19 protein-coding genes, 1 rRNA gene and 1 pseudogene are annotated in these 25,762 nt (G+C 73.0%); 13 read left to right on the forward strand and 8 right to left on the reverse strand.

Going from position 1 to position 25,762, the window contains the following annotated elements; all coding sequences use genetic code 11:
• Both rrf and ACZ6ZR_RS23355 read left to right on the forward strand, forming a co-directional pair.
• A 5S ribosomal RNA gene (gene rrf, locus ACZ6ZR_RS23350) occupies positions 1 to 75 on the forward strand; the annotation flags it as partial.
• Between the two features lie 62 nt (positions 76 to 137).
• Positions 138 to 971, forward strand: a complete 834-nt coding sequence (locus ACZ6ZR_RS23355) for a phosphatase PAP2 family protein (protein ID WP_465645217.1) — start codon at positions 138 to 140, stop codon at positions 969 to 971.
• A gap of 19 nt (positions 972 to 990) precedes the next feature.
• Here ACZ6ZR_RS23355 and ACZ6ZR_RS23360 read toward each other — a convergent pair whose 3' ends face one another.
• From ACZ6ZR_RS23360 to ACZ6ZR_RS23370, 3 genes are read right to left on the reverse strand one after another with little or no spacing between them, the layout of a single operon-like run.
• A complete protein-coding gene (locus ACZ6ZR_RS23360) occupies positions 991 to 1,698 on the reverse strand; it encodes a response regulator (RefSeq protein WP_465645219.1) in 708 nt (235 codons plus the stop codon).
• A 25-nt stretch (positions 1,699 to 1,723) separates the two neighbouring features.
• Positions 1,724 to 3,370 carry a sensor histidine kinase gene (locus ACZ6ZR_RS23365; protein WP_465645221.1) on the reverse strand — a complete coding sequence of 549 codons (1,647 nt, stop codon included), beginning with the start codon at positions 3,368 to 3,370 and terminating at the stop codon, positions 1,724 to 1,726.
• Between the two features lie 47 nt (positions 3,371 to 3,417).
• A complete protein-coding gene (locus ACZ6ZR_RS23370; protein ID WP_465645223.1) occupies positions 3,418 to 4,482 on the reverse strand; it encodes an SDR family oxidoreductase in 1,065 nt (354 codons plus the stop codon).
• Positions 4,483 to 4,588: 106 nt separating this feature from the next.
• On the opposite strand from ACZ6ZR_RS23370, the gene ACZ6ZR_RS23375 reads away from it, so the two are divergent.
• Entirely contained in the window at positions 4,589 to 5,542 is a 954-nt protein-coding gene (locus ACZ6ZR_RS23375) for a LysR family transcriptional regulator (RefSeq protein WP_465645225.1), read from the forward strand.
• A gap of 35 nt (positions 5,543 to 5,577) precedes the next feature.
• On the opposite strand, the gene ACZ6ZR_RS23380 is transcribed toward ACZ6ZR_RS23375, so the two are convergent.
• Entirely contained in the window at positions 5,578 to 6,180 is a 603-nt protein-coding gene (locus ACZ6ZR_RS23380; RefSeq protein WP_465645227.1) for a MarR family winged helix-turn-helix transcriptional regulator, read from the reverse strand.
• Positions 6,181 to 6,305: 125 nt separating this feature from the next.
• Here ACZ6ZR_RS23380 and ACZ6ZR_RS23385 point away from each other — a divergent pair, with 125 nt between their 5' ends.
• Positions 6,306 to 7,424 carry a YncE family protein gene (locus ACZ6ZR_RS23385; RefSeq protein ID WP_465645229.1) on the forward strand — a complete coding sequence of 373 codons (1,119 nt, stop codon included), beginning with the start codon at positions 6,306 to 6,308 and terminating at the stop codon, positions 7,422 to 7,424.
• A 7-nt stretch (positions 7,425 to 7,431) separates the two neighbouring features.
• Here ACZ6ZR_RS23385 and ACZ6ZR_RS23390 read toward each other — a convergent pair whose 3' ends face one another.
• The 4 genes from ACZ6ZR_RS23390 to ACZ6ZR_RS23405 all read right to left on the reverse strand — a co-directional run bounded on the left by ACZ6ZR_RS23390 (position 7,432) and on the right by ACZ6ZR_RS23405 (position 12,389).
• Entirely contained in the window at positions 7,432 to 8,313 is an 882-nt protein-coding gene (locus tag ACZ6ZR_RS23390; protein WP_465645231.1) for a hypothetical protein, read from the reverse strand.
• On the reverse strand, positions 8,310 to 8,831 hold the full coding sequence (locus ACZ6ZR_RS23395) for a SigE family RNA polymerase sigma factor (protein ID WP_465645233.1): 522 nt from the start codon (positions 8,829 to 8,831) through the stop codon (positions 8,310 to 8,312). Before ACZ6ZR_RS23395 ends, ACZ6ZR_RS23390 begins: the two co-directional genes overlap by 4 nt.
• A 178-nt stretch (positions 8,832 to 9,009) precedes the next feature.
• On the reverse strand, positions 9,010 to 9,561 hold the full coding sequence (locus tag ACZ6ZR_RS23400) for a GPR1/FUN34/YaaH family transporter (RefSeq protein ID WP_465645234.1): 552 nt from the start codon (positions 9,559 to 9,561) through the stop codon (positions 9,010 to 9,012).
• 296 nt (positions 9,562 to 9,857) lie between these two features.
• Complete coding sequence (locus tag ACZ6ZR_RS23405; RefSeq protein ID WP_465645236.1) at positions 9,858 to 12,389, reverse strand: SpoIIE family protein phosphatase; 2,532 nt, start codon at positions 12,387 to 12,389, stop codon at positions 9,858 to 9,860.
• 474 nt (positions 12,390 to 12,863) lie between these two features.
• Here ACZ6ZR_RS23405 and ACZ6ZR_RS23410 point away from each other — a divergent pair, with 474 nt between their 5' ends.
• From ACZ6ZR_RS23410 to ACZ6ZR_RS23450, 9 genes and pseudogenes are all read left to right on the forward strand, one after another.
• On the forward strand, positions 12,864 to 17,396 hold the full coding sequence (locus ACZ6ZR_RS23410; RefSeq protein WP_465645372.1) for a HAMP domain-containing protein: 4,533 nt from the start codon (positions 12,864 to 12,866) through the stop codon (positions 17,394 to 17,396).
• A 259-nt stretch (positions 17,397 to 17,655) separates the two neighbouring features.
• Positions 17,656 to 18,276 (forward strand): response regulator, encoded by a 621-nt coding sequence (locus ACZ6ZR_RS23415; RefSeq protein ID WP_465645238.1) that lies wholly within the window; start codon positions 17,656 to 17,658, stop codon positions 18,274 to 18,276.
• A gap of 208 nt (positions 18,277 to 18,484) precedes the next feature.
• Positions 18,485 to 21,127, forward strand: a complete 2,643-nt coding sequence (locus ACZ6ZR_RS23420; protein ID WP_465645240.1) for a DNA translocase FtsK — start codon at positions 18,485 to 18,487, stop codon at positions 21,125 to 21,127.
• Positions 21,128 to 21,355: 228 nt separating this feature from the next.
• The gene (locus tag ACZ6ZR_RS23425) at positions 21,356 to 22,198 is read left to right on the forward strand and encodes a helix-turn-helix domain-containing protein (RefSeq protein WP_465645242.1); all 843 of its coding nucleotides are present in this window, start codon (positions 21,356 to 21,358) and stop codon (positions 22,196 to 22,198) included.
• Between the two features lie 72 nt (positions 22,199 to 22,270).
• On the forward strand, positions 22,271 to 23,719 hold the full coding sequence (gene rimO / locus ACZ6ZR_RS23430) for a 30S ribosomal protein S12 methylthiotransferase RimO (RefSeq protein WP_465645244.1): 1,449 nt from the start codon (positions 22,271 to 22,273) through the stop codon (positions 23,717 to 23,719).
• Positions 23,720 to 23,775: 56 nt separating this feature from the next.
• A pseudogene (pgsA, locus tag ACZ6ZR_RS23435) lies at positions 23,776 to 24,330 on the forward strand (CDP-diacylglycerol--glycerol-3-phosphate 3-phosphatidyltransferase); the annotation flags it as partial.
• Positions 24,327 to 24,803 carry a CinA family protein gene (locus ACZ6ZR_RS23440; protein WP_465645246.1) on the forward strand — a complete coding sequence of 159 codons (477 nt, stop codon included), beginning with the start codon at positions 24,327 to 24,329 and terminating at the stop codon, positions 24,801 to 24,803. The pseudogene pgsA and the gene ACZ6ZR_RS23440, both read left to right, overlap by 4 nt.
• A 238-nt stretch (positions 24,804 to 25,041) precedes the next feature.
• Positions 25,042 to 25,410 carry a helix-turn-helix domain-containing protein gene (locus ACZ6ZR_RS23445; protein WP_465645248.1) on the forward strand — a complete coding sequence of 123 codons (369 nt, stop codon included), beginning with the start codon at positions 25,042 to 25,044 and terminating at the stop codon, positions 25,408 to 25,410.
• A gap of 29 nt (positions 25,411 to 25,439) precedes the next feature.
• Positions 25,440 to 25,715, forward strand: coding sequence for a hypothetical protein (locus tag ACZ6ZR_RS23450; RefSeq protein ID WP_465645250.1), 276 nt, complete (start codon positions 25,440 to 25,442; stop codon positions 25,713 to 25,715).
• Positions 25,716 to 25,762: the final 47 nt, after the last annotated feature.

Below are 25,762 nucleotides of genomic sequence, written 5' to 3' on the forward strand. Positions count from 1 at the left end.
AACCCGGAAGCTAAGCCTCATAGCGCCGATGGTACTGCAGGGGGGACCCTGTGGGAGAGTAGGACGCCGCCGAACAATCATTCAAGAGAAGCCCCCTGACGATTCGTCAGGGGGCTTTTCTGCGTTAATCTTCGCCAATGCAGAACCTGACCCTTACCTGGCAGACCTCCGGCACCGCCGGCGTCACGCTGTTCGGCGCGGCGTACGCCGCGAAGCGGTGGGGGAAGCCCGGGCTCGGGGTGGCCTGTCGGGAGGCGGGGACGCTGCTGGCGCTGTTCACGCTCTGGCAGTTGGTCGGGCATCTGTCGTTGCTGAGTACGGATCACGCGCTGGACCGGGCGGCGTGGATCCACCGGACCGAGCTGAGTTGGGGGCTGCCGGACGAGGCGGCCTGGCAGCGCGGGGCCCGGGAGCATCCGTGGTTGATCTCGGCCTCGAACTACTACTACGCGACGATGCACTTCGGGGCGATGATCGCGCTGCTGGCCTGGGTGTTCGTCCGGCACCGGGAGTGGTACGCCTGGGTGCGGAACACGGTGGTGCTGACCACGGCGGCCTGTCTGCTGATCCAGTTCCTGCCGGTGGCGCCGCCGCGGATGCTGCCGGGGAACGGGTTCGTGGACGTGGCGGCGGAGTACGGGCAGTCGGTGTACGGGGGTGCGGTCGGCGGGGTGGTGGAGGCGCAGCTGTCGGCGATGCCCTCGGTGCACGTGGCGTGGTGCGTGATCGTGGCGGTCGCGGTGGTGGTGATCGCCCGGACGCCCTGGCGGTGGGTGGCGGTGCTGCATCCGGTGGCCACGGTGTACGTGGTCGTGGTGACGGCCAATCACTTCTGGGCGGACGGGCTGGTGGCCGTCGGGCTGCTGATGATCGTCTATCTGGTGCTGCACGCGGCCGCCGGCTGGCGGGCGGGCACGGAGCGGCCGGCGGTCGTGGAGGTGGAGCGGAAGAAGGAGACGGCCGCCGGCTGAGCGGGTGGTCGGGCGTGGCTCAGGAGCTGAGGCCGGCCTGGGCGGCGAGCAGGGCGGCCTGGACCCGGGTGTCCGAGCCGGTGCGGTCGAGGACTCCGTCGACCAGGGTGCGGACCCGGTCGGGGCCGATGCCCAGGCGCAGGGCGATCTCCAGGTTGGGCATGCCGTCGCCGAGCAGGGCGAGGACCTCGCGTTCGGTGGGGTCGAGGGTGGCGATCCGCCGTTCGGCCTCGGTGGTGGGGTCGGCCGGTTCGGCGGGGCCGCCGTCGAGCATCCGGCGGACCACCAGGCCGGTGACGCCGGGGGAGAGCACGGCGTCCCCGGCGGCCGCGGCGCGGACGGCGCTGATGAGCTCCTGCGGGCCGTCGTCCTTGAGCAGGAAGCCGGTGGCGCCGGAGCGCAGGGCGCGGGTGACGTTCTCCTCCTCGCCGAAGGTGGTGAGCATGACGACGGCCGGCCTGGGGTCGAGCCGGACCAGTTGGTCGATCGCGGCCAGGCCGTCGAGGACGGGCATCCGGATGTCGAGCAGGACCACGTCCACCGGGGTGAGGGTGGCGAGGGCGACGGCCTCGGCGCCGTCGGAGGCCTCGGCGGTGATCTCGATGTCCTCGGCGTGCCTCAGGACCAGGCGCAGGCCGGCCCGGATGCCGGGTTCGTCGTCGGCGAGCAGCACCCGGATCGGGGTGGTGCGCTCGCCCGGCTGGTCGGTCACCTGATGGTCGGTCATGTGCGGCTCCGGCTCTGGTGGTGGATCAGGGCGCCAGGGGTGTCGTGAATGTGGTGATTTCGGTGAGAGTGCCGTCTTCGAAACAGTAACGGGTCACGTAGAGCCGGTCGCTGCTCGTCAGCCGACTGGTGTACGGGAAGACGCAGGAGGTGGTGCCCTCGGGCCGGACGGGCTCGCGTCCGGAGGCGGCGGAGCGGACGGAGGGGCTGTCCGGCCCGACCACCGAGACCACCTGGCCCTCCGTCATGCCGGGATGGACGGCGCTGGTCGGCGGCGGGCCGTCGTAGGGGCGGGTCTGCTGGACCAGGCCGAGGCCGAGCAGCAGGATGACGCCGAGCCCGGCCAGGCCGAGGGCGGCGGAGACGGCGCTGGCCAGTTGGCGGCGGACCCGGGCGGCCGGGCCGCCGGCCAGGGCGGGGACGTCCGCGCCGGAGGCGGCGGGTGGTTGGTCGGTCCGGCGGCCCGCCGAGGGCGGTTCGGTGGGGAGGACGGCGCGCACCTCGAAGCCGTCCGGGACGGGGCCGACGGTGAGGCGGCCGTCGAGCACCGCGACCCGTTCGCGCAGCCCGTCGAGGCCGCGGCCGCTGCCGAGACCGGTGGTGACGGCGGGCGGGACGGGCGGGCGGCCGTTGTGCACCACCACCTCGACGCTGCCGGGGAGCTGTTCGACCGTCACCTCGACGGCGGAGCCGAGGGCGTAGCGGTGGATGTTGGTGAGCGACTCCCGGACCACCCGGTTGACGGCCCGTCGGACCTGGGGGCGGACCTCGGTGAGGTCCTCGCCCTCCCAGTGGAAGGCGACCGGGACCCCGGCGGCCCGGGACTCCTCTACCAGGGCGAGGATGTCGGCCCGGGTGCCGGTGGCGTCGGTCAGCGCGTCGGTGCCGGTGTCCCGGCCGACCGGGCCGAGCACGCCGAGCACCTGGCGCAGTTCGTCCATCGCGTCCCGGCTGGCCCGGCGGAGCTGTTCGGCCTCGTCGCGGAGCTCGGGGGCCTGCCGGTCGAGGGCCAGCTCCAGGCCACCGGCGTGCAGCGAGATCAGGCTGAGCCGGTGGCCGACCAGGTCGTGCATCTCGGCGGCGATCCGGGAGCGTTCGTGCAACCGGGACTCGCTCTCGGCGGAGCGCTTGGCCCGTTCGGCGGCGGCGGTGCGCTCGCGCAGGGCGCCGACCAGTTGGTCCTGCTGGCCGGCGGCGGTGCCGACCAGGCCGGGGATGAGCACCGCGACCACGGCCAGCACCCCGCCCTGGGCGATGGCGTACTGCCAGCGGCCGCCCTGCCAGTAGTCCAGCCGGACCTCGCTGGTGAGCAGCGGGAGCAGGGCGGCGGCGACCAGCAGCAGATCGCGGCGCAGGGCGCGGCCGGCCCGGCGGGAGGTGGTGTAGGCGACGATCGCGGTGAGCATCGCGGCACTCGGCAGGATGCCGACCAGGGCGGCCAGGCCGAGCAGGGCGGCCTGGGGGTACCGGTGCCGGGCCAGCGAGAGCAGCAGGGCGAGGGAGCCGAGGACGACCAGGGTGCTGCGGGCGAAGAGCCCGCTGAGGCCGACGCTGTGCAGGGCGGCGAAGGTGACCAGCAGGACGCAGCCGCCGACCACGGCCTCCAGCAGCCACCGGCCGGGCGGGCGGTGGGCGTCCGGGCGGTCGGCGGGCAGCAGCGGTACGAAGCGCATCCCCCGATTGTGCCCGGAGCGGAATCCGGTGCTCCGGAACGCGGCGGCTACGGGATGACGCGGCGGCGGCGGAAGTCCTCGAAGATCTCCAGGAACATGGCCTCGGTGTCCACATACTCGTGGAAGCCGGAGCGGCGGGCCTTGGAGCCGTCGGCGAACATGTCGTAGTCCCAGGAGAACACGAAGTCGCCGAAGGCCCAGGAGGAGACCTCGTCGTAGGAGTGGGCCAGCCCGTACTTCTCCACCATGGCCTGCCAGACCGGCTCCTTGTCGGCCATCACCTCGGCCAGCGGGAGCGGGACGCCGGGGGCGGTGTCCAGCTCGAAGTACCGGGCGACGGCCGGCCAGAGGCCGCTCCAGCGGAACAGGTCGCCGTTGTTGATGTTGAACGCCTGGTTGGCGCAGCGCTGTTCGGTGGCGGCCCAGACGGTCGCCTTGGCGAGCAGGCCGGCGTCGGTGACCTCCAGCAGGGCGTCGTAGGCACCGGGCTTGCCGGGGAAGCGGAGCGGTAGGCCGAGCTCCTTGGAGATCGCGGCGTAGACGGCGATCACCATGGCGAGGTTCATCGGGTTGCCGAGGGCGAAGCCGGTGACCACGGAGGGGCGGATCGCGGTCCAGGTCCACTGCTGCCCGGCCTGGCGGCTCTCCAGCAGGGTCTGCTGGGAGTGCATGAACTCGGGCGGCATGAAGTACGGGTCGGTCTCCTTGGCGGGGGTGCGGAACGGGCCGAGGTGGGCGCCGTAGACCTTGTACCCCTGCATCAGGCTGACGTGGCGCAGGCCGGTGGCGGCGGGCACGACGGTGTCCAGGACGTTGGTGAGCATGGTCAGGTTGGGCGCGACCAGCTCGGCCCAGCTCGGGCGGTCCTGGTAGGCGGCGTAGAAGACGTGGGTGACCTCGCGCAGGCCGCCGAGCTTCTGCTTGCTGTCGGTGGCGTCGAGCAGGTCGACGCTGATGTGCCGCAGGCGGTCGGCGGGCTCGCCTCCCCGGCGGGAGAGTCCGATGACGTCCCAGTCGCCGAGGGCCAGCAGGTGCTCGGTGAGGTTGCGGCCGATCACCCCGTTGGCGCCGACGACGAGGGCGGTCCTGCGGTCGGTGGTGGTCGTGGTCATGGTGGGTCTCCTGGCGGGTGCTCGCGGCGGGTACGTGATCGATCATCGTCCGAGGAGGCGGCATGAGTCCAAGACCGACTTCTTCTCCCTGACATAAGCTCAGATCATGCTGACGCTCAGGCAGTTGGAGTACCTGGTCACCATCGTCGAGCAGGGTTCGTTCACCCGGGCCGCCGAGCTGCTGCACGTCAGCCAGCCCGCGCTGTCGCACCAGGTGCGGGTGATGGAGGGGCTGCTCGGCGGCCCGCTGCTGGAGCGGCTGCCCCGGCAGGTGCGGGCCACTCCGATGGGGCGGGCGATGCTGCCGCACGCCCGGGCCGCGCTGGCCGAGGCTTGGCGGGCGGTGGCGGCGGCGCGGGACTGCGCGGCCTCCGGGACGGGCGAGGTGGAGCTGGCCACGCTGTACGGGTACAGCCTGGGCCTGCTGCCGGCCGTGCTGCGGGTCTGGCACCGGGAGCGGCCCGGGGTGGCGGTCCGGCTGCGCGAGTACCGGCACGCCGAGGAGCTGGCGGAGGCGGTGGCCGGGGGCGTCGCCGACCTGGCGCTCGGGCCCCGGCCGGAGGGGTGGGCCGGGCCGGTCTGGGAGCTGGGGGAGGAGGAGTTCCTGCTGGTGCTCCCGGCTGACGATCCGTCGGAGGGGGACGCGGGCACGGGTGCGGACGCGGCGGTGGAGGTGGAGGTCGAGGTGGGCGGGGAGTTGGAGCTGCGGACGCTGGCCGGGCGGAGCTGGGTGCACTACGCCGCCGCGAACGGGCTCTCCGAACTGCTGGACCGGGCCTGCGCGGCGGCCGGCTTCCGCCCGGTGGCCGCCGTCCGCACCGAGCAGACGGCGGCCGGCCCGCTGCTCGCCTCGGCCGGTCTCGGCCCGACCCTGGCCGCCGCCCACGCCCTGCCGCCCGGCCTGCCCGGGCGGCTGTACCGTCCGCTGCCGCCCGTCCGGCGGCAGCTCGCGGTGTACGCCCGGACCGAGCCGGACCCGCTGACGGCGGAGCTGGTGGCGACGGTGCGGCGGGAGGCGGTGCTGCTGCCCGAGCACGTCCGGGAGCGGCTGGCGGGCTGACGGGTGGTCCGACGGGTCGGCGGGCTGACGGGTGGTCAGGCTCCGGGGCGGGTGGGGCGGAGGTACTGCTCGATGCGTTCCTGGTTCTCGACCAGGCGCAGGCTGAGGTGACGGAGGGTGGCCAGCTCCTCGGGGGTGAAGCCCTGGAAGACGGCGGCCATCGCCCGCCGGGTGGGGGCGCGGAAGGACTCCAGCCACTCCTGCCCGGCGAGGGTGATCACGGCCCGGACCGAGCGCCGGTCCTGCGGGTCCTGGGTGCGCCGGGCCAGGCCCTCGCGCTCCAGGGTGTCGACCAGGCCGGTGACGTTGCGCGAGCTCACCCCGCAGGAGCGGGCGAGCTCGCCGATCGGCAGGCCCTCGGGGTCGGGCTCGGGGTCGGAGCCGGGGTTGGAGCCGGTGGCTGCGGTGCTCAGCCGGAGCAGGATGTCCAGGGCGCCGGCGCTGAGGCCGCGGCCGTCGGCGCCGTGTGAGCGGAGGCGGTCCATGGCCTGGGCGGCGGAGCGTACGGCGGCGGCGGTTTCGAGGGCGGCGGTGTCGCCGTCGAGGGCGATGACGGTCATGGCGGCGCGGACGCCCGGGTCGTGGAGCAGGCCGTTGCTGTCGGGGGAGAGTCGCGGAGAGTTATGTACGTCATTCACAATGAAGCAGTACTGTAACGGGTTCCGGGCTTCGAGCCAAGAAGCGGATGTCAGCTGATCGGTGGACCCGGGTGGCGGTCGGGCCACCGGAGGATGGGAGGGAGGAGCGATGGACGGAGGACGGCATGGGCAGCGGCAGCGGTGGTGGCGGGGCGCGGTGGGTAGGGCTGGGACTGGTGGCGGTGGTGCTGGCCGGGTGCGGGGTGGCGGCCCCGTCCTCGACGGCTCCGTCGGTCTCGGCCCCGGCGCCGTCCGTCCCGGACCTCCCGGTGGCCGGTGCTCAGGAGACCTTGCTGGTGGCCGACTCCGGGGGTGACACGGTGACCTTCGTGGACCCGGCGGCCGGGGCGGTCGGTTCGGCGCGGGTCGGGACGGCGCCCTGGGGCGTGGCGCTCGGGCCGGACGGGCGGGCCTGGGTGGCGGCCGCCGAGGGGGTGGCCGTGGTGGACACGGCGGCCCGGCGGGTGACGGACACGGTGCCGTACCGGACCGCGAGCGGGCCGGTGACCACGGGGGAGTACCGGGGCGGCGGCATGGGCATCGCGGTCTCGCCGGACGGCCGGCGGGTCTACGTGGGGGTCAACGTGCCAGGGAAGCCGGGGGTGTTGGAGGTCATCGACACGGCGGCCCGGCGGGTCACCGACGTGGTGCCGGTCGGGCGCCGCCCGTTCGACGTGGTGGTGGCCCGGGACGGGCGCGAGGTGTACGCCGTCGGGCACGACTCCTTCGACGTCACGGCGGTGGACGCGGGCACCCTGCGGCCGCGCCGGATGGAGGTGGCCCCGTACGGGACGGAGGGCGGGCTGGGCTCCTGGCTGAAGCCGCACTACGCCGAAGTCGCCCCCGACGGACGGCTGTTGCTGCCCTTCGAGGGGGAGCGGCTGGCGGTGCTCGACCCGGTGGACGGGCGGGTGACGGTCCGTCCGATGACGGCCGACACCCACCAGCACGGCACCGCCCTGGCTCCGGACGGCACCCTGCTGGTGGTCGGCACCGGCTCGGTCGACGGCGGTGGCAACGGCCCCTCGCTCACCGTCCGGGCGCCCGACGGCACCGAGCGGGTCCTCCCGCTGGACGGCCCGCACGAGGAGGTCGCGCTCTCCCGGGACGGCCGCACCGCCTACGTCACCGGCGGCTTCTCCCGGCCCGGCGGCTGGGACGGCGTCACGGTGGTGGACCTGGCGGGCGGCCGGACCCACCGGGTGGCCGCCGGGCACCTGCCGCTGGGGGTGGTGGTGCTCTGACGGGGGTTCAGGCGAGCCAGGAGGTGTCGGTGGCCAGCAGGGCGCCGTCCGCGCCGTGGAGCGTGAGGGTGCGCGGGCCGGAGCCGGCGGGGCGGGCGACGGCGAGCCAGCGGCTGGTCGAGCCGGCGATCAGGGCCGGCTGGACCTCGACGGTGGAGCCGTCGGCGGAGGTGACCACGGCCTTGGCCACGGACGGTCCGACCCGGAGCACCACGACCGGGACGGGGCCCGCGGTCGCCCCCTTGCCGAGCTGTCCCAGCGCGACGCCGGTCAGCGCCGTGTCGCCGGGCCCGGCGGTGCCCGGGGCCGGGGCCTCGACCACGGAGTCCTGGGCCAGCCGGGTGCCGTCGACGGTGAGGTAGAGGTTCACCACGTCCGAGGAGGGCTGGTGGTACTGCTGGACGTAGGCGGCGGTGGGCTCGGGCAGGTCGGAGCCGGCCGCGTGCTGCTCCTGCCAGAGCGCCTCGGCCTGCTGGAGGGCGAGGTCGGCGGGGGCGACCGGCCAGAGCGCCGCCCAGACCTGCCAGTTGCTGCCCTGTGCGGTGCCCTGACCGACCATCACCCGGGTGGGGTGGAGGGGGTCGCGCGGGGCACTCGGGGCACTCGGGGCGACGGCCGCCGGGCTCCCCACTGCCGGGGCGGGGCCCGAGGCGGCGGGCACCAGGGTGCTGCCGCCCGGCCGCGGAGCCGGCAGCAGGCTCGCGGTGCCGCCCACGGCGAGGACGGCCACCAGTGCTCCGGCGCCGGCCAGGACGGCCCGGCGGCGGCGCAGGCGGCGCCGGCCACCGGCCACCACCCCGCCGATCGGCGGCGGTCCGATCCGGACCGATCCGGCCAGCTCGGTCAGCCCGGCGGTCAGCCGGTTCTCGTCGTGCTCGATCTCGTTCATGCCTTCGCTCCCGTGTGTACGAGTCCTGCCAGTGACGAGGTGGCGCGCAGCCGGGCCAGACCCTTGGACGCCTGGCTCTTGACGGTGCCGACCGAGCAGCCCATGGCCGTGGCGGCCTGACTCTCGCTCAGGTCCTCCCAGTAGCGGAGCACCACCGCCTGCCGCTGACGGCGCGGCAGGGTGCCGAGCGCCGTCAGCAGGGCGGCCCGTTCGTCGAGCCTGGCGAAGCCGTCCGGGGCCGCCGACTCGGGGACGGCGGTGACCAGTTGCTCGGGCACCCGGCGGCGGAAGCGCCGGGCGTGCTCGTTCAGCAGGATGCGGCGGACGTAGGCGTGCGGTTCGTCCGCGCGCCGGACCTTGCCCCAGGCCGCGTAGGTCCGTTCCAGGGTCGACTGCACCAGGTCCTCGCCGGCCGGCTGCTCGCCCGCCAACAGGTAGGCGGTCCGCAGCAGTCGGGGCCAGGCGATGGCGACGAACTCCCGGAACTCCCCGTCCCGGCCCTGCTTCCGGTCTCCCATGAGCACCTCCTCACCCTGTCAGAGCCCAGGAACGCCCCGAACCGTTGCCTGCGAATCCGCAGGGGGGCACAACGGAGCCGGACCACCCCGTGGTGGGGTGGCCCGGCTTCGATGGGGGAGGGGTGGGTCCTCCGGGTGGTGGGGCACCCGGAGGATCCGGATCACCCAGTGGGGTGGGTCACTTGGTGGGGAGGAGGGCCCGGCCCCAGCCGCTCTCGGTGAGCGCGGCGGTGGCGGAGTACCAGGCCGCCAGGCCCGCGACCACGGCCAGCCAGGCACCGGCCTTGCCGAGGCCGCTGCTGCCGTTCAGCACGCCGAGCGCGCTGAGCACCAGGGAGAGGAGGAACAGGACCCACAGGACGCGGCCGAGCAGGCCCGAACCCCAGGCGGCCAGCGCCAGGCTGAGCACGAGCAGGGCCCAGAGCAGCAGGAACAGGCCGGTGGCGTTCTTGCCCGCGCCGCCGCCCGCTGACCAGACGGCCCAGAAGGCGCCGAGGGCGGTGAAGGCGGTGCCGGTGAAGCCGTCGCCGCTGCGCAGCTGCCAGAGGCCGGCGACGAACAGGGTGAGGCCGCCGACCAGGTGGGCCAGTCCGGCGGCGTCCTTGACGCCCGCGCCGGAGAGGATGCCGGTGCCGAGCAGCCCGTAGGCGAGGAGGGTCAGGCCGAGGGCCAGGTAACCGAGGTTCCCGGCGTCGGCGGAACGGGTGGCCCCGGAGGCTTCGTTGCTCACCGGAGGCTCCTTTCACTCATGGTGTGCCGCTTCAGGGCGGCGGGGAGCGTGTGCGTGGAGTGGGTGCGCGTGCCGGGGCCGGGGAGCGCACGGGACAGGGCTGTCCCACGGTGCGGGCGGCGGCGGCGAAGTGATGAACCGGCAGGTCGGAGCTGCCGGCGAGTCCCCTACCGGGGTCTTCCCCGGTGAGATCTGTGTACCCACCCGGTACCGGCTTGTACCCTTGTGAATCCCACAATTTGTCGGGTCGTCAGATGTCGGGCGGCGACCCTTGACCGTTTCCGGTCCGGACGTGATCAGCCGGTGCGCTGCTCCGGCACCCGCAGGGTGAGGATGGCCATGTCGTCCGAGGGCGGCTCGGGGGCGAAGCGCTCCACCGCCCGCTGCACCCGGGCGGCCACCGCCCCGGCGGTCAGCCCGGTGCACCCGGTGAGCACCGCGGCCAGGCCGTCGTCGCCCAGCATCCGCTGCCCCTCGCGGCGTTCGGTCACGCCGTCGGTGACGCAGAGCAGCACCTCGCCGGGCTCCAGCACCACCCGCTCGGCGATCAGCTCCAGCTCCTCCAGCACGCCGAGCAGCGGCTGCGGGGTGGCGGCCGGGATGACCTGCCCGTCGGTGCGCAGCCGCAGCGGCAGCGGGTGCCCGGCGCAGACCAGGGACAGCTCGGTACAGCCGTCCTCACGCGGGGTCAGCTCGCCGTAGAGCAGGGTGAGGAAGCGCGAGCGGCTGCCCTCGTCGAGGATCGCGCTGTTCAGCCGGGAGAGCAGCTGCGGGCCGTCCAGGCCCTCGCGGGCCAGCAGCCGCAGGGCGTGCCGGGCCAGGCCGGTGACGGCGGCGGCCTCGGGGCCGGTGCCGCAGACGTCGCCGATCGCGAAGCCGTAGGTGCCCTCGCGGATCGGGAAGATGTCGTAGAAGTCGCCGCCGACCTCGTTGCCCTCGCCGGCGGCCTGGTAGAAGACCTCCACCTCCAGGCCCGGGATGGTGGGCAACTCCGGTGGCAGCAGGGCGCGTTGGAAGGCCTGGCTGGTGGCGGTGCGCTCGGAGTAGAGCCGGGAGTTGTCCAGCGCCAGGGCGGCCCGGCGGGACAGGTCCTCGGCCAGCTCCAGCATCTCCTGGCGGAACCGCTGGCCGGTGGAGACGCCGAGCACCAGCAGGCCGATCACCCGGTTGCGGGCCACCAGCGGCAGCACCACGGTCTCGCCGAGCAGCCCGGCCAGCTCCGGACTGTCCGTCAGCCCGGCCTGCCGGGCGGTCTCGGCGGGGGCGGACCAGAAGGTCACCCCGGAGTCCCGGGCGGCGTCCGGCGGCGGGGTCTTGTCCAGCAGGTCGCGCAGCCGGTCGATCCGGTCCTCGTCCTGGTGCAGCACGAAGGCCAGGTCGGCCCCGGCGTCGGTGCTGGTGTAGACGGCGCACCAGGAGGCCAGCGTGGGGACCGCCATCTGCGCCATCAGGGCCAGGGTCTGGCCGAGTTCGAGCGTCCCGGCGAGCAGGTCGGAGGCCTCCACCAGGAAGGAGAGCGAGCCGCGGCGCAGCCGCTCCAGCTCGGTCAGCCGGGCGCTCTCCAGGGCGAGCGCGACCCGGTCGGCGGCGAACTGCAGGCGCAGCGCGTCCTCGTTGTCGTACCGGCCGGCGGCGGTGGCGGCCACGCCCAGCGAGCCGGTCAGCCGGCCGTCCACCTTGAGCGGGACGGTGATCAGCGAGCGCAGGCCCGAACCGGCGAGCAGCGGAACGACGTTGGAGCGGACGGCGAGGTCCTCGTGGACGGCGGGCAGCCGGGCCGAGTCGTACCGGCCGGCCCCGGAGTCGACCGGGATCGGGGCGTGCCGGCGCAGGCCGCCGGGCAGGCCGGTGGCGGCGCGCAGCTCGAACTCGGTCTCGTCGTCGGTGGTCAGCAGCAGGTACGCGGCGTCCGCGTCCAGCAGGTCCCGGGCCCGCTCGACGATCCGCTGGAGCAGCCCGCCCAGGTCGTCCGGGCCGAGGTGGCCGACCAGCAGGTCCAGCGGCTCGATCCCGGCGGGGGCGTCGGCGGCGGTGACGGGGGAGCGCAGCACCCCGCGGTCGGCCTCGCGGACCAGCAGGCAGAGGGTGGACGGCTCGCCGTGGGTGTCCCGGACCCGGACCTGGACGGCGTAGACCTCGTCGCCTTCGGCGCGGAGCGTGAAGCCGCCCTCCCAACGGGCCAGCCGGAGCGTCTCGGCCAGGCCGAGGCCGGGCGCGGGCCAGTCGACCAGCTCGGCCCAGGACCGGCCGATCAGCTGGTCGGCGGGCAGCCGCAGCAGCACCTCGGCGTCCGGGTTGCAGGAGCGGACGGTGGCCTGCTCGTCGATCCGGACCACGCCGACCAGCACTGGTCCGTCGGTGTCGGGCAGTTCGCCGCCGGGCAGGCTGGGCAGCGCGTACCGGGTGCCGACGAGGTGCTCGGGCAGGGCGAGGCGGAACCAGACGGTCTTGCGCCCGGCCGAGTACTCGACGCCCCAGCAGGTGGAGATGGCGGAGCACATCAGCAGACCGCGGCCGCCCTCGCCGTCCGGGTCGCCGAAGTGCTCGGAGCCGTGGGCGGGGACGTTGGCGAAGGCGGGCAGGCCGCGCTCCGGGTGACGGTCCGTCACCTCGATCCGGACGGTCTCCTCCTCGCGCAGCACGGCCACCTCGGCGGCCGTCCCGGCGTGCACCACCGCGTTGGTGACCAGTTCGGAGACCAGCACCACGGCGTCGTCCACCACCTCGGGCAGGCCCCAGCCGAGCAGGGCGTCCCGGACGAAACCGCGTGCGGCACCGGCCGAGCGGCCCTTCGGCTCGAAGGTGGCGGCTGCGCGCGCGGTGACCACGTGCCACATCTCCCATCAGCTCCGACTGCCAGGTCCGCCCCCGTCGCTTCAGGCGGAGCCGGGGCCGGTGCAGCGTCCCACCCTACTTACCGGTGGGCACAGTGTGGGGCCCGGGCGCGGAAAGAAGCACCTGAGGGTGATTTAGGCGACCGGTTTGCACCACCTCGGTGCAGACCCTGTGCAACGGGACGGACACTCGGCGGCGGTACTGCCAGACTGGGGGGTCCGCAGCACCCGACCGGCGGGTTACGGTCGAGGTGCGCCGGCGTCCGCCCCGAGTGCGGCGGGCCGGTGGCCGCTCCGAAGGGGGGTGGCGCGGAGACGCTCACGATGTGGGAGGACCTCGACTTGAGTTCGGCCACCAAGGACGTACCCGGCACCACCCCGGCGGTCGGCCGCAGCGGTGGCCGTCCGGCATCCCGGCCCGCCTCCGGGCGGCGCCCGAACCACAACCGGGGGGCCGAACCGGCCGACCTGCGCAAGCTGCTGGCCGCGCTCACCGCGATGCGCGACGGCAACTTCCGCCGCCGGCTGACCGTGCCGGGCGACGGCCCGCTGGCCGAGATCGCGGCGGTCTTCAACGAGGTGGCCGAGCGGAACCAGCACCTGACCGGTGAACTGGCCCGGGTCCGCCGGGCGGTGGGCCGCGAGGGCCGGCTCTCCGAGCGGCTGGAGAGCGGGGTCGGCGAGGGCGCCTGGATGGCGGCGGTCGACAACTGCAACGCGCTGATCGACGACCTGGCCCGCCCGATGGCCGAGGTCGGCCGGGTGCTCACCTCCATCTCCGAGGGGGACCTGGACCAGCGGATGGAGCTGCGCTCGGTCCACACCAGCGGGGCCAGCCACCCGCTGCGCGGCGAGTTCCTCAAGGTCGGCCGGACGGTGAACGGACTGGTCGACACCCTCGGCGACTTCACCGCCGAGGTGACCCGGGTCGCGGTCGAGGTCGGCACCGAGGGCAAGCTCGGCGGCCAGGCCAGGGTCCGTGGCATGTCCGGGAGTTGGAAGGACCTGGCGGACTCGGTCAACACCATGGCCGGGCGGCTGACCGCCCAGGTCCGCAACATCGCCGAGGTGACCACCGCGGTCGCCAAGGGCGACCTCTCGCACAAGGTCACGGTGGACGTGGCCGGCGAGATGCTGGAGCTGAAGAACACCGTGAACACCATGGTGGACCAGCTCAACTCCTTCGCCGCGCAGGTCACCAGAGTCGCCCGCGACGTGGGCACCGAGGGACGGCTCGGCGGCCAGGCGCAGGTGCCCGGCGTGGCCGGCGTCTGGCGCGACCTCACCGACTCGGTCAACTTCATGGCCAACAACCTGACCGACCAGGTCCGCAACATCGCCGAGGTGACCACCGCGGTCGCCAAGGGCGACCTGTCCCGCAAGATCGAGGTCGACGCCCGCGGCGAGATCCTCGAGTTGAAGAACACCATCAACACGATGGTCGACCAGCTCTCCGGCTTCGCCGAGCAGGTGACCAGGGTGGCGCGCGCGGTGGGCACCGAGGGCATCCTGGGCGGTCAGGCCCAGGTGCCCGGGGTGGCCGGGGTCTGGAAGGACCTGACCGAGAACGTCAACTCGATGGCCAACAACCTCACTTCGCAGGTGCGCAACATCGCCCAGGTGACCACCGCGGTCGCCAAGGGCGACCTCTCGCAGAAGATCCAGGTGGACGCGCGCGGCGAGATCCTGGAGCTGAAGAACACCATCAACACGATGGTCGACCAGCTCGGCGCCTTCGCCGACGAGGTCACCCGGGTCGCCCGGGACGTGGGCACCGAGGGCATCCTCGGCGGCCAGGCCAGCGTGCCGGGAGTCTCCGGCACCTGGAAGGACCTCACCAACAGCGTCAACCTGATGGCCAACAACCTGACCAGCCAGGTCCGCAACATCGCCGAGGTGACCACGGCGGTGGCGCGCGGCGACGTCTCCAAGAAGATCACCGTCGACGCCCGCGGCGAGATCCGCGAGCTGGTGCTCACCGTCAACACCATGGTCGACCAGCTGTCCGCCTTCGCGGACGAGGTGACCCGCGTCGCCCGCGAGGTCGGTACCGAGGGGATCCTCGGCGGCCAGGCCCGGGTCTCCGGCGTCTCCGGCATCTGGCGGGACCTGACCGACAACGTGAACTTCATGGCCTCCAACCTGACCTCGCAGGTGCGCAACATCGCCGAGGTCGCCACCGCGGTGGCCCGGGGTGACCTCTCCAAGAAGATCACCATCGAGGCCCAGGGCGAGGTGGCGGCGCTGGCCGGCACCCTCAACACGATGGTCGACCAGCTGTCCGCCTTCGCCGTCGAGGTGACCCGGGTGGCCCGCGAGGTCGGCACCGACGGCATCCTGGGCGGCCAGGCCGGCGTCCCCGGCGTCGCCGGGATCTGGAAGGACCTGACCGACAACGTCAACCTGATGGCGAACAACCTGACCGGCCAGGTCCGCAACATCGCCCTCGTCATCACCGCCACCGCGCGCGGCGACCTCTCGCAGAAGATCGACGTGGACGCCCGGGGCGAGATCCTGGAGCTCAAGACCAGCATCAACACCATGGTCGACCAGCTCTCCGGCTTCGCGGACGAGGTCACCCGCGTCGCCCGCGAGGTGGGCACCGACGGCCGCCTCGGCGGGCAGGCCCGCGTACCGGGCGTGGACGGCACCTGGCAGGACCTGACCGAGTCGGTGAACGAACTCGCCAACAACCTGACCAGGCAGGTGCGGGCGATCGCCCAGGTCGCCACCGCGGTGACCCGAGGCGACCTCTCCCTGCGGATCGACGTGGACGCCTCCGGTGAGCTCGACGAGCTCAAGGACAACATCAACCAGATGATCGGCAACCTGCGCGAGACCACCAGGACCAACCAGGAACAGGACTGGCTGAAGACCAACCTGGCCCGGATCTCCGGTCTGCTGCAGGGCCGCCGCGACCTGGAGGCCGTCGCCTCGCTCATCATGACCGAGCTGACGATGACCGTCTCGGCCCAGCACGGCGCCTTCTTCCTGGCCCAACCGGCCGGACGGAACGCCGAGTTGATCGCCGAGGACGACGACGAGAACGACACCGTGCTGCGCCTGATCGGCAGTTACGGCTACCAGCGCCGCTCGATGCCGACCACCTTCCGCCCCGGCGAGGGGCTGATCGGCCAGGCCGCGGTGGAGAAGCGCTCGATCATCCTCAAGGAGACCCCGCCCGGCTACCTCAAGATCGCCTCCGGCCTGGGCGAGGCCAGCCCGGCCCACGTGGTGGTGCTCCCGGTGATGTTCGAGGGCCGGCTGCTCGGCGTGATCGAGCTGGCCACCTTCTCCTCCTTCACCACGGTGGCGCTCGACTTCCTGGAGCAGATCGCCGATCTGATCGGTGTGACCGTCAACACCATCAGCGTCAACACCAAGACCGAGGGCCTGCTGCTGGAGTCCCAGCGCCTGACCGCCGAACTCTCCATGCGATCCGCCGAGTTGGAGGCCCGCCAGGAGGAGCTGGAGCGCACCAACGAGGAGCTCCAGGAGAAGGCCGAGCAACTCGCCCAGCAGAACCGCGACATCGAGATCAAGAACAGCGAGATCGAGGAGGCCCGGCAGGTCCTGGAGGAGCGTGCCGAGCAGCTCGCGCTGGCCTCGCGCTACAAGAGCGAGTTCCTCGCCAACATGTCGCACGAGCTGCGCACCCCGCTCAACTCACTGCTGATCCTGGCCAAGCTGCTCTCCGACAACAACGAGGGCAACCTCTCGCCCAAGCAGGTCGAGTTCGCCGAGACCATCCACGGCGCGGGCTCCGACCTGCTCCAGCTGATCAACGACATCCTCGACCTCTCCAAGGTGGAGGCGGGCAAGATGGACGTCCGCCCGGCCAAGATCGCCCTGGTCCAGCTGGTCGACTACGTGGAGGCCGCGTTCCGTCCGCTCACCCTGGACAAGAACCTGGACTTCGCGGTGGTGGTCTCGCCCGACCTCCCGGTCACCCTGCACACCGACGAGCAGCGCCTCCAGCAGGTGCTGCGCAACCTGCTCTCCAACGCGGTCAAGTTCACCGACAACGGCGCCGTCGAACTGCGGATCCGCCGGGCCGACGAGCGCGACGTCCCGCAGCACGTCCGCGAGCAGCTGCTGGAGAACGGGGTGATCGGCGACCCGGACGAGCCGCTGATCGCCTTCTCGGTCTCCGACACCGGCATCGGCATCCCGCGCAACAAGCTCCGGGAGATCTTCGAGGCCTTCAAGCAGGCCGACGGCGGCATCAGCCGCAAGTACGCCGGAACGGGCCTCGGGCTCTCCATCAGCCGGGAGATCGCCCGCCTGCTCGGCGGCGAGATCCACGCCGAGAGCGAGCTCGGCACCGGCTCCACCTTCACCCTCTACCTGCCGCTGCGCAGCGAGGCGCCCGAACTCCCCGGCCAGGAGCGGCTCGCACTCACCGGCCCGATCCGCGCGACCATCGCCGTCACCCCGGTCGGCACCCCCGTCCCGGTCAACGAGAACCCGGCCGAGCACTGGGCCCAGGAGGTCCGCGAGCTGGCCGAGGTGCGCCGCCGGGGCGCCGCCGAACGCCGCCGGGCGGCGGCCGAGGACGTCCCGACGGTCCGTCAGGAGCCGGCCGTGTCGGTGCCCGCGCAGTTCGCGGGGCGGTTCGCCGGCGAGCAGGTGCTGATCGTCGACGACGACATCCGCAACGTCTTCGCGCTCACCAGCGTGCTGGAGCAGTACGGCCTGACCGTGCTGTACGCGGAGAACGGCCGCGAGGGCATCGAGGTGCTGGAGCAGCACGAGGACGTGGCCCTGGTGCTGATGGACATCATGATGCCGGAGATGGACGGCTACGCGACCACCGAGGCGATCCGCCGGATGCCGCAGTTCGCCGGGCTGCCGATCATCGCGCTCACCGCCAAGGCGATGAAGGGCGACAAGGAGAAGAGCCTCGCGGCCGGCGCCACCGACCACGTCACCAAGCCGGTCGAAACCGACCACCTGTTGGCGGTGATGCGCCACTGGCTTCCTTCCGCCACGGGCAAGTAACCGCCGGGGGCGCGCTCTCCCACCGCACTGGCGAGTCCGGCCGGGAACGGGGTAAGGTCGCGCATCGTTGCGAACAGTGACCGAATGGTGACGTGGTGCTCGGAATCCGCCCTGCGCCGCTGTGGGACTCGGCACTGCCAGGGTGCCGGATCGACCGGAGCGGCCTGGCGGGTCAGGGGGTGCGGCTAGCATGACCGGTGCGGTGATGGGCGGTACCAAGACGGCCGCGATCGGCAGACAAGCGGCAGGAGGGCGGGTCGTGGTGCAGAAGGCGAAGATCCTCCTGGTGGACGACCGGCCGGAGAACCTGCTGGCCCTGGAGGCCATCCTCTCCGCGCTGGACCAGACGCTGGTCCGCGCCTCCTCCGGCGAGGAGGCGCTCAAGGCGCTGCTGACCGACGACTTCGCGGTCATCCTGCTGGACGTCCAGATGCCCGGGATGGACGGCTTCGAGACCGCCTCCCACATCAAGCGGCGGGAGCGGACGCGGGACATCCCGATCATCTTCCTCACCGCGATCAACCACGGGCCGCACCACACCTTCCGCGGCTACGCGGCCGGGGCGGTCGACTACATCTCCAAGCCCTTCGACCCGTGGGTGCTGCGGGCCAAGGTCTCGGTCTTCGTCGACCTCTACGTGAAGAACTGTCAGCTCAAGGAGCAGGCCGCGCTGTTGCGCCTGCAGGTCGAGCAGGGCGAGGCCACCGTCCTCGGCGAGCTCTCCGCCCGCCTGGCCGCCGTCGAGGAGCAGGCCGAGGCCCTCGGCAAGCAGCTCGGCGACTCCTCCGACACCACGGCCGCCGCCACCGCCGCCCACCTCGAACGCAAGCTCGCGGGCCTGCGCAAGGCCCTCGACGCGCTGCGCCCCGGAACTTCGTAATGCCGGGGGCGCGGGGAACTGCGCGAACCGGAAGGCGGCCCGTCGGCAACTGAGGCTCCGTCAGTCAGTTGCACGTGCTGCCGTTCCCCTGCGCGCAGTTCCTCGCGCCCCCGGCGTCGTGGCCTTCCGAGGGCGCCAGTTGACGGCGCGACACACGGGGAGTCGAGCACGTGTCCGGTGCCTGCGTGCGCCGGTAGGCTGCTGTCCCATGGCCACACGTACGCCCGGCGCGGCAGCGCGCAACCCGAAGTCCGGGCCGGCCAAGAAGGCCCCGGCTAAGAAGGCCGCTGCTCCTGCCAGGAAGGCGGTGGCGAAGAAGGCGCCCGCCAAGAAGGCGGCCGCGAGCCGCCCCGCGCCCCCGCCGGCCCCTGCGCGCCGTCCGATACTCTTCCGCGCCGTCCGCGCCGTCTGGCTGGGCCTCGCGCACGCCGTCGGCGCCGTCTTCCGCGGCTTCGGCGACGGCGCGAAGAACCTGGACCCGGCGCACCGCAAGGACGGCGTCGCGCTGCTCCTGCTGGCCCTCGCGCTGGTGACCGCCGCCGGGACGTGGTTCAGCCCGCAGGGGTGGCTCGGGGAGGCGGCCACCGCCGTCGTCTCCGGCCTGTTCGGCCGTCTCGACGTGCTCGTCCCGTTCCTGCTGCTGGCCGTCTCGGTCCGTCTGATGCGCCACCCCGGCCTGCCGGACGCCAACGGCCGGATCGGGGTCGGCCTGAGCGCCCTCGGGCTCGGTGTCCTCGGGCTGGTGCACATCGGCTGCGGGGCGCCCGCGATGGGCAGCGGGGCGTCGAAGATCAGGGCGGCCGGGGGGATCCTCGGCTGGGCCTCCTCGACCCCGCTGATGGCGGCCGCCGGGCCGCTGCTGGCGGTGCCGCTGCTGCTCCTGCTGAGCTTCTTCGGGCTGCTGGTGGTGACCGCGACGCCGGTCAACCGGATCCCGGAGCGGCTGCGCCTGCTGGGCGAGAAGCTCGGCGTGGTGGAGCCGTCCGAGCTGCCGGAGGATCAGGCCGCGCTGGACCGGGAGTACTCGACCGCCCCGCCGGAGGACGCCGACCCGGACGCGATGCCGTTCACGGTGGAGGACGCCGAGGAGGGCGGCTCCCGCCGTCGTCGCCGGCGCAAGCGGCTGGACGAGCCGGAGCACGGCCAGGACGCCGCCGCCCTGGACCCGTTCCAGACCCGGGACCTCGCCGCCGGGGTGGCCGCCGACCTGGACGGCGCCCTGACCTACGGCGTGCCCGCCTCCCCGGCGGTGGCCGGCATGCTGCACCAGGTCAAGGACCACACCGCCCCGCCGGAGGAGCCCGGGGTGCCCGCGGCCCGCGCCTCGGACGCACCTGACGGCCACTCACCCGCTCCGGCCCGGATGGAGCAGCTCCAGCTCTCCGGGGACATCAGCTACGCCCTGCCCCCGCTCGACCTGCTGGAGCGCGGCGGCCCGGCCAAGGCCCGCAGCGCGCTCAACGACGAGGTGGTGGCCCAGCTCACCGGCGTCCTGACCGAGTTCAAGGTGGACGCCCGGGTGACCGGCTTCACCCGGGGCCCGACGGTCACCCGGTACGAGGTGGAGCTCGGCCCGGCGGTGAAGGTCGAGCGGATCACCGCGCTGGCGAAGAACATCGCCTACGCGGTGGCCACCCCGGACGTGCGGATCATCTCGCCGATCCCGGGCAAGTCCGCGGTCGGCGTGGAGATCCCCAACCGGGACCGGGAGATGGTGACCCTGGGGGACCTGCTGCGCTCGCGCACGGCCACCGAGGACCCCCACCCGATGGTGGTCGGCATGGGCAAGGACGTCGAGGGCCACACCGTCACCGCCAACCTGGCGAAGATGCCGCACGTGCTGGTGGCCGGCGCCACCGGCGCGGGCAAATCCTCCTGCATCAACTGCCTGATCACCTCGGTGCTGATCCGGGCCACCCCGGACGAGGTGCGGATGGTGCTGGTCGACCCCAAGCGGGTCGAGCTGACCGCGTACGAGGGCATCCCGCACCTGATCACCCCGATCATCACCAACCCGAAGAAGGCGGCCGAGGCGCTGCAGTGGGTCGTGCGCGAGATGGACATGCGCTACGACGACCTGGCGGCCTTCGGCTTCCGGCACGTGGACGACTTCAACGCCGCGGTGCGCAGCGGGGCGCTCCAGCCCCCGCTGGGCAGCGAGCGGGAGCTGACGCCCTATCCGTACCTGCTGGTGATCGTCGACGAGCTGGCCGACCTGATGATGGTCGCCCCGCGCGACGTCGAGGACTCGGTGGTCCGGATCACCCAGCTGGCCCGCGCGGCCGGCATCCACCTGGTGCTGGCCACCCAGCGGCCCTCGGTGGACGTGGTGACCGGTCTGATCAAGGCCAACGTGCCGTCCCGGCTGGCCTTCGCCACCTCGGCGATGGCCGACTCCCGGGTCATCCTGGACCAGCCCGGCGCGGAGAAGCTGATCGGCAAGGGCGACGCGCTGTTCCTGCCGATGGGCGCCTCCAAGCCGGTCCGGATGCAGGGCGCCTTCGTCACCGAGGCGGAGATCGCCAAGGTGGTGCAGCACTGCAAGGACCAGCTGACGGCCCGTTACCGCGAGGACGTGGTGGTCGGCGGCGGCCCGAAGAAGGAGATCGACGAGGAGATCGGCGACGACCTGGACCTGCTGATCCAGGCGGCCGAACTGGTGGTCTCCACCCAGTTCGGCTCCACCTCGATGCTCCAGCGCAAGCTGCGGGTCGGCTTCGCCAAGGCGGGCCGGCTGATGGACTTGATGGAGTCCCGCGGGATCGTCGGGCCCAGCGAGGGCTCCAAGGCGCGCGACGTGCTGATCAAGCCGGACGAGCTGGACGCGGTGCTCATCACGCTGAAGGGCTGACGTCGGGCCGGCGTCACACCGAATTCACCGTCCCCTCACCCGATCGGAGGAGGGGAACCGTACGCCGTCCGGGTACGTCCCACCGTGCGGCCGTCTGAGCCGGGCTGACTCGCCGTCAGCCTGGCGCCCGGGCGCCGCACGTTCGGGCCCACTCCGCTTGAGAAAGCCTCGGGGCCCGCCCCTAGACTGTTCTCTCAGCAGGTGGCCAACGCTCGAAAGGCGCGCTCAGTGACCATCGGCAAGTCCTCGCACCGGTCCTCCGACCCAGCAGCCGTGCCCGAGCCCGCCGTTCCCGCCGCCCCGCCGGTGGAGATCGGCCGGGTGCTCTCGGACGCCCGCCGGCAGGCCGGGCTGACGGTCGATCAGGTCAGCGCCGACACCCGGGTCCGGGTGCCGATCCTGCACGCCATCGAGGACGAGGACTTCTCCCGCTGCGGCGGCGACGTCTACGCCCGAGGCCACATCCGGGCGATCGCCAAGGCGGTCGGGGTGGACGGCGAGGCCCTGGTGGCCGCGTACGACGCCGCGAACGGCGGGGCCCCGTCCGCCAAGCGCCCGCTCCCGCTGCCGGACGCCGGCCCGATCAAGGTCACCGACCACCGGCGGCCGAACTGGACCGCCGCCATGGTGGCCGCGATCTTCGTGGTGGTCGGCCTGATCGGCTTCAACCTGTTCTCCGGCGACCGCACCCCGGCCACCGTCGGTTCGGCCAGCGCCCCGCTCTCCGCCACCGCCCCGGCCTCGCCCACCGCCAGCGTGCAGCCCCCGGCGCCGGCCCCCAGCGCGGAGGCGATCGCCGCCGCCCCGGCCGACAAGGTGACCGTCAAGCTGGTCGCCGAGTCCGGGACGAGCTGGGTCTCGGCGCTGGACGGCAAGGGCAAGTCGCTGTTCCAGAACAACCTGGAGCAGGGCGCCTCGCAGACCTTCACCGACCCCAAGCAGATCAAGCTGGTGATCGGCAACGCCGGCGCCGTGCACCTGTACGTCAACGGCAAGGACCTCGGGCCGGCCGGGTCGGAAGGCCAGGTCAAGCACCTGACCTACACCCCGGGTGACCCGCAGGCCGGGTGATCCGGGGGCCGGTTCGCACGACGCGGCCTCCGGGGCGAACGGCACCGGGGGCCGCGCGTTAACCTTGTCCCTATGCCTGAACGCCGTACTGTCGCCCTTGTCACGCTCGGATGCGCCCGCAACGAGGTGGACTCCGAGGAACTCGCCGGGCGACTGGAGGCCGACGGCTGGCAGTTGGTCGACGACGCCGCCGACGCCGATGTCGCCGTGGTCAACACCTGCGGCTTCGTGGAGGCCGCCAAGAAGGACTCCGTCGACGCCCTGCTGGAGGCCAACGACCTCAAGGGTCACGGCCGGACCCAGGCCGTGGTCGCGGTCGGCTGCATGGCCGAGCGCTACGGCAAGGAGCTGGCCGACGCCCTCCCCGAGGCCGACGGCGTGCTCGGCTTCGACGACTACACCGACATCTCCGGACGCCTCCAGACCATCCTGGCCGGCGGCCACGTCGAGGCCCACACCCCGCGCGACCGCCGCAAGCTGCTCCCGCTCACCCCGGTCGAGCGCCAGGCGGCCGCCGCCGAGGTGGCCCTGCCCGGCCACGGCGCCCCCGCGGACCTCCCCGAGGGCGTGGCCCCCGCCTCCGGCCCGCGCACCCTGCGCAAGCGCCTGGACGACAACCCGGTCGCCTCGGTCAAGCTGGCCTCCGGCTGCGACCGCCGCTGTTCCTTCTGCGCCATCCCGGCCTTCCGCGGCTCCTTCATCTCCCGCCGCCCCTCCGACGTGCTGAACGAGGCGGTCTGGCTGGCCGGCCAGGGCGTCACCGAGACGGTCCTGGTCAGCGAGAACAACACCTCCTACGGCAAGGACCTGGGCGACATCCGCCTGCTGGAGACCCTGCTCACCGAGATCGCGGCCGTCGACGGCCTGCGCCGGGTCCGGGTCTCCTACCTGCAGCCCGCCGAGATGCGCCCCGGCCTGATCGACGTGATGACCTCCACCGAGGGCGTGGTCCCGTACTTCGACCTCTCCTTCCAGCACTCCGCCCCGGCGGTGCTGCGGAAGATGCGCCGCTTCGGGAACACCGACCAGTTCCTCCAGCTGCTCTCCACCATCCGCTCCAAGGCCCCGCAGGCCGGCGCCCGGTCCAACTTCATCGTCGGCTTCCCCGGCGAGACCGAGGAGGACTTCGCCGAGCTGGAGCGCTTCGTCACCGAGGCGGGCCTGGACGCGATCGGCGTCTTCGGCTACTCGGACGAGGACGGCACCGAGGCGGCCACCTTCGACGGCAAGCTGCCCGAGGACCTGGTCGCCGAGCGGGTGGCCCGGCTCACCAAGCTGGCCGAGGAGATGACCGCCCAGCGGGCCGAGCAGCGGATCGGCACCGAGGTCGAGGTGCTGGTCGAGTCGGTCGAGGACGGCGTGGTGGAGGGCCGCTCGGCCCACCAGGCGCCGGAGACCGACGGCCTGACCACCCTGCTGGGCGCCGACGACGCCAAGGTGGGCGAGTACTACCGCGCCACCGTGGTCGGCACCGAGGGCGTGGACCTGGTCGCCGAGGTGCTCGCCGGAGCCGGCGCATGAGCAGAGGGGCGGGCGCCGCCCCGGCCAAGCCGGCCGGCACCGCCCCGCCCGTGCCCTCGCTGTGGAACATCGCCAACGTCCTGACCATGCTCCGGCTGGCGATCGTGCCGGTCTTCGTGGTCCTGCTGTTCGCCGACGGCGGCCACGACCCGAAGTGGCGCGCGGTGGCCTGGGCGGCCTTCGCCGTCGCCATGATCACCGACGTGTTCGACGGCGAGCTGGCCCGCCGCAAGGGCCTGGTCACCGACTTCGGCAAGATCGCCGACCCGATCGCCGACAAGGCCATCATGGGCTCCGCCCTGATCGGCCTCTCGGTCCTCGGGGACCTGCCCTGGTGGGTCACCGGGCTGATCCTGGCCCGCGAGCTCGGCATCACCCTGATGCGCTTCTGGGTGATCCGCTACGGCGTCATCCCGGCCAGCCGGGGCGGCAAGCTGAAGACGCTGACCCAGGGCATCGCGGTCGGCATGTACGTCCTGGAGCTGACCGGCTGGCTGGCCACCGCCCGCGCCGTGCTGATGACGGCGGCGGTGCTGCTGACCCTGGGCACCGGTCTCGACTACGTCCGGCAGGCGATCGTCCTGCGCCGGCGGGGGAGCACTTCGACATGACGGACCGTCAGCGGGCCGCCGAGCTGCACCGTGCCCTGCGCGAGCGGGGCGCCACCCTGGCGGTGGCGGAGTCGCTGACCGGCGGCCTGCTCTCCGCCACCCTGGTGGACGTGCCGGGCGCCTCCGCCACCTACCGCGGCGGGGTCACCGCGTACGCGACCGAGCTGAAGGCCTCGCTGCTGGGCGTGGACGAGGGCCTGCTGGAGGTGCACGGCGCCGTCCACCCGGTGGTGGCCCGTCAGATGGCCGACGGGGTGCGGCGGCTGCTGGGGGCGACGTACGGGCTGGCCACCACCGGGGTGGCGGGCCCGGAGGAGCAGGACGGGAATCCGGTCGGAACGGTGCACATCGGGCTTTCCGGACCCGACGGAGCACGGACGGCTTCGCTTGGGTTGTCAGGGACACGTGAAACAATCCGACAGGACACCGTCGCCGCTGCCCTCGACCTCCTGCTGGCCCGCCTAGCGCGTTGAGCACCTCCACGGACCGGCTTCGTGGAAAAGCACCTGAACAGGCTCCGTTGACAGCAGGATCGTGTTACATCAGATACCCCGAGTGGGCAGTAGTCAGGTAGTCGGGCGGGGAACAACAGGGGAGGGGGCAGCCTTGCAGCCCAGAGTGAACACGACCACGGTCCCCGCACGCGATGCGGACGAGGCGGTACGGTGGGGGCGTGACATCTCGATCCGCAGTCCGAGGAGGGAGGCACCGATGATCCTGCTCCGTCGCCTACTGGGCGATGTACTGCGTCGGCAGCGCCAGCGCCAGGGCCGCACACTCCGAGAGGTGTCGGCGGCCGCCAGGGTTTCGCTCGGCTACCTCTCCGAGGTCGAGCGGGGGCAGAAGGAGGCCTCCTCCGAGCTGCTCTCCGCCATCTGCGACGCACTCGACGTCCGGATGTCCGAGGTGATGCGCGAGGTGAGCGACGAGCTCTCGCTCGCCGAACTTGCGGCGATGGCCACCCTCTCCGAGGGTGAACTGCTGAGGCCGGTACTCGAACCCGTGTCGCTGCCGTCACCCGGCGTCGACCGGATGAGCTCCATCTCGCCGAAGGCCGCCGTGGACGTGGTGGCGGCCTGACACCGGCCTCCCCACCGAGGAGGCCTGCCATGACGCGAAACGTTGGGTCCCTGCGGGCCACCGCCCTGAGGTGGTGGCCCGCAGTGCTGCTCGGAGCCGCCGTGGTCGGCGGAGGCGTCCTGCACGCCGGCTCGGCCGCCCTCGCCGTCCTGGCGGGCGGCTGGGGGCTCGCCCTCATCCCGGTGCACGCCGACCGGCGACTGCCCCGGAAGGGTGAAGACGTCACGTCCGACGGGCTGATACCTGACGGAGTACGAGGAGATCGCCCCGAGGCCCCCGGAACCGTCAACTCCACAGAGGCGTGAAGCCGGGGGCGGACGTGGCTGCGCCCCGCAGGGGCGCGGGGAACGGC

The sequence above is a fragment of the Kitasatospora sp. NPDC088742 genome (assembly GCF_055584905.1).